At 74.1% G+C, this 3,733-nt stretch carries 5 protein-coding genes and 1 pseudogene; 2 read left to right on the top strand and 4 right to left on the bottom strand.

Translation table 11 applies throughout. From position 1 onward, the window contains the following. Nucleotides 1–273: pseudogene (locus HMPREF0731_RS18090) on the bottom strand (fumarylacetoacetase); the annotation flags it as partial. After that, nucleotides 270–1,634, bottom strand: coding sequence for a homogentisate 1,2-dioxygenase (hmgA, locus tag HMPREF0731_RS18085; protein WP_157136209.1), 1,365 nt, complete (start codon nt 1,632–1,634; stop codon nt 270–272). The gene hmgA and the pseudogene HMPREF0731_RS18090, both read right to left, overlap by 4 nt. A gap of 73 nt (nt 1,635–1,707) precedes the next feature. Between hmgA and HMPREF0731_RS18080 the strand changes: the two genes are divergently transcribed. Further along, nucleotides 1,708–2,208, top strand: a complete 501-nt coding sequence (locus tag HMPREF0731_RS18080) for a MarR family winged helix-turn-helix transcriptional regulator (RefSeq protein ID WP_040613875.1) — start codon at nt 1,708–1,710, stop codon at nt 2,206–2,208. 3 nt (nt 2,209–2,211) lie between these two features. Here the strand turns inward: HMPREF0731_RS18080 and HMPREF0731_RS18075 are convergent, their stop codons facing one another. Next, on the bottom strand, nt 2,212–2,613 hold the full coding sequence (locus HMPREF0731_RS18075) for a hypothetical protein (RefSeq protein ID WP_007005636.1): 402 nt from the start codon (nt 2,611–2,613) through the stop codon (nt 2,212–2,214). Continuing rightward, nucleotides 2,610–2,909: a hypothetical protein gene (locus tag HMPREF0731_RS24475; protein ID WP_157136208.1), complete on the bottom strand. Its 300-nt coding sequence runs from the start codon at nt 2,907–2,909 to the stop codon at nt 2,610–2,612. Before HMPREF0731_RS24475 ends, HMPREF0731_RS18075 begins: the two co-directional genes overlap by 4 nt. A gap of 134 nt (nt 2,910–3,043) precedes the next feature. Here HMPREF0731_RS24475 and HMPREF0731_RS18070 point away from each other — a divergent pair. Beyond that, a partial coding sequence (locus HMPREF0731_RS18070; protein ID WP_007005634.1) for a GntR family transcriptional regulator occupies nt 3,044–3,733 on the top strand: 690 nt, incomplete at its 3' end.

The raw sequence follows: 3,733 nt of genomic DNA, 5'->3' as shown, positions 1-3,733 counted from the left end.
CGGCGCCGCGCCGGCCGCCATGAAGTCGTTCAGCGTGGCGCGGGCGGCGAGGGTGGCGGCGTCGCGCGCCGCCCCCGTGAACAGCCCGGCGTCGAGCGCATCCCCCAGCAGCAGCACCTGGTCGCCGATGGCGACGGCCCCCTGCGCCGGCGCCTCGCCCGGCTTCGCCACACCGAAGGGCAGATTCTGGATGGGGAAATCGGCATGGCCATCGGCGCCCTCGACCCAGCTGCGCAGCGCTGGGTCGTGCGTCGCATCCAGCGCGGCGCTCATGCCGGGTCGCGCCGGGTCGGGTCGAAATGCCGCTCCAGCTTCCGGCCGTACAGCGCGTAATCGGCCTGGAATTGCGGCGCCTCGGCGGCATAGCGGGTGACGCGCTGCGGCGCCCGCGTCTCGAACATGAAGGCCAGCGTGCCGGAGAGCTTGTGCGGCGCGAGCGGCGCGCGGCTCGCCGCCTCGAAGGCGTCGCGGTCCGGCCCGTGCGGCAGCATGGCGTTGTGCAGCGAGAAGCCGCCGGGGGTGAAGCCGCCGCCGGTCTTGGCGTCATACACGCCCTCGATCAGCCCCATGAACTCGCTCATGACGTTCATGTGGTACCAGGGCGGGCGGAAGGTGTTCTCGGCCACCATCCAGCGCTCGGGGAAGATCACGAAATCGATATTGGCGGTGCCCGGCGTCTCGGAGGGCGCGGTGAGCACGGTGAAGATCGACGGGTCGGCATGGTCGAACAGCAGCGGCCCGACCGGCGAATAGCGGCGCAGATCGTATTTGTAGGGCGCGTAATTGCCGTGCCAGGCGACGACATCGAGCGGCGAGCGGTCGGTCTCCGCCCGCCACAGCGTGCCGCCCCATTTCACCGTCAGGGTGGAGGGCGCCTCGCGATCCTCATAGGCGGCGACGGGGGTGAGGAAGTCGCGCGGATTGGCCAGGCAGTTGGCGCCGATCGGGCCGCGCTCGGGCAGGGTGAAGGCGCCGCCGTAATTCTCGCAAAGATAGCCGCGCGCCGGCGCCTCGCCCGGCAGCTCGGCGCGCAGCTTCACGCCGCGCGGGATGACGGCGATCTCGCCCGGCGCGATGTCGAGGATGCCGAATTCGGTCCACAGCCGCAGCGCGCCCTGCTGCGGCACGAACAGCATCTCGGCATCGGCGTTGTAGAAATACTCGTCCCGCATCGAGCGGGTGGCGAGATAGACATGCGCCGCCATGCCGCTCTGCGCGCCCGCATCGCCCGCCGTGGTGATGGTGCGCACTCCCTCCAGCAGCGAGATTTTTTCCGGTGGCAGCGGGATGGGATCCCAGCGCATCGGCGCCGGCGGCAGTTCCGTTTCCGTGCAGGGGGCGCTGCGCCACAGGCCGGGATCGATCCGCCGGAACTCGCCCCAATGCGCGACCGTGGGGCGGATGCGGTAGAGCCAGCTGCGCTCGTTGCTGGCGCGCGGCGCGGTGAAGGGCGAGCCGGAGAGCTGCTCGGCATAAAGCCCATAGGCGCAGCGCTGCGGCGAATTGCGGCCGACCGGCAGGGCGCCGGGCAGCGCCTCCGTCTCGAAGCCGTTGCCGAAGCCGGACATGTAGCCGGGCGTCAGCCCCGCCTGGCCCTGCGGGGCTGTTCGTCCCGCCGCGATGCCGTCCGCCATCCTCATCCTCCCCTTGCCGCCGCCCTGTGCTGTCTGGCGTCGTGCCGGTGTTTTCTATATCGTCTCAGATGAGATGAAAAGCCAAAGCGACGCGCCCGCAGCCCCGCCCGAACCGGATGCCGCCACGCTGCGGCTGGAGGACTTCCTGCCCTATCGCCTCTCCGTCGCGGCGGAGGCGGTGAGCGGCCTGTTCGCCGCGCGCTACCAGCAGCGTTTCGGCCTTTCCATCCCGGAATGGCGGGTGGTCGCCGTGCTCGGCCAGCAGGGGGAGGCGACGACCCAGGCGGTGATCGAGCGCACGGCGATGGACCGCGTGCGGGTCAGCCGCGCCGTCATCCGGCTGGAGGACAAGGGGCTGCTGGAGCGCCGCGCCGTGCCCGGCGACCAGCGCGCCCGGGTGCTGCGGCTGAGCCGCCGCGGCCGCGCCACCTATGCCGAGATCGTGCCGCTGGCGCGGGCGCTGCACGCCTCCCTGGCCATGGCACTGACCGAAGCCGAGCAGCAGGCGCTGGGCGTGCTGCTCGACAAGATCGGCGCCCGCACCCGCGAGCTGGCGGCGCCGGCGCCGGGCTAAGGCTCAGCGCGGCGCGGGGGTGCCCGGGTCGCGCGGCGGGATCACCGGCGTGGTGCCGGGGTTCGGCGCCGGGGGCGTCACCCGCATGTCCCGGTCGCCACCCGGCGGCACCGGGATCACCCCGTCGCGCGGCGCCGGCAGCGGCCGGGCGCCGCCATCGGGCAGGGTGGGGGAGGGTTCGGCCGGCGCCATCCGCTCGGGCGGCGCGGTCCCCGGGCCAGGCGGTTGCGCTGGGGCGGGGGCTGTGCCCTGGGCCAGCGCGCCACCGGCGATGATCAGCAGGCTGAGCACCAGGAAGGCCAGCAGCGGGCTGGCCAGCGGTCCCGGCCGCCAGTTCCGCCCGGCCGGTGGCCTTGCCGACGCCATGGGGTGGCCGGGCATGGCCCGGCCTGCGATCTCGCTCATCCCGCTCCTCCTGCCTCGCCCGGCGCCGGTGGAGTCCGCCGCCCGCAGACAGAAACGGCGCAGGCGGCGGGAGGTTCGCGGGATCGTTGCGGAAACCGGGCCCAGCCCGGCGGCAGGGCGCGCCGCGCCGGCAGGCTGGGCAGTGCCGCCAGCGCCGCGAGCAGCAGCCAGAGCTGCCGCCTCTCCACCGCCACCCGCGGGGTGCCGGGGATCGGCCGTGGCGGCAGGCCGGTCAGCAGCGGCAGCAGCAGGAAGGCCAGGCCGAGCAGCACGGCCAGGGGGTGGCGTTCCCGCACGGGAACCCGGCGGAGAGTGGTGCGCGTCCCTGGGCGCGGGCGGAGCGGCTTCACAAGCGCGCGGCGGCAGCGTGGAGATGGCGGCCACGGCCGTGTAGAGAGCGGACAGCGGCCCGCCCGGCCGGAGGAGCCCCATGCGCAGACACGACACGCCCACCGCCCAGCCTTCCCGCGCGACCGGGCCGCGGACCGCGGAGCCGGACCCCGCGACCATGGCCGAGGACCCGGTGCGGGCGCTGGAGACCGCCATCGCCGAGGACATCCATGCCGGGCTGCTGCCGCCCGGCACCTGGCTGAAGCAGATCATGCTGCAGGAGCGCTACGGCCAGAGCCGCGGCGATGTGCGCCGGGCGCTCGACCGGCTGGTGGCGCAGCGCCTGGTCGAGCATCTGCCCAACCAGGGCCATCGCGTGCAGCAGATGGATCCCGCCCGGCTGGAGGAGCTGCGCCAGGTGCGGCTGGTGCTGGAGAGCGCCGCGGCGGAGCTGACGCCCCTTCCGGTGCCGCCGGCCAGCCTGGCCCGGCTGCGCGCCCTGGCCGACGCCTTTGCCGAGGCGGCCGAGCAGCGCACCATCCTCGACCAGAACGAGGCCAACCTCGCCTTCCACGCCGCGCTGCTGGAGCTGTGCCCGAATCGCGAGCTGGCCCGGCTGGTGCTGGAGACGCGGCTGCGCATGCCCTCGGCGCCGCTGACGCAATGGGCACGGCCGGGCTGGGTGGCGGAATCGGCGCGCCACCACCACGCCATGGTCGCGGCGCTGGAGGCCGGCGACCGCGCGGGCTTCTGCGCCCTGGTGCGCGGCCATATCCGCGCCGGCACGCCG

The organism is Pseudoroseomonas cervicalis ATCC 49957, assembly GCF_000164635.1.
Lineage (GTDB): Bacteria > Pseudomonadota > Alphaproteobacteria > Acetobacterales > Acetobacteraceae > Pseudoroseomonas > Pseudoroseomonas cervicalis.
Note: the sequence above shows the minus strand (reverse complement) of the source record. Positions and strands in the feature narration are given on the sequence as shown.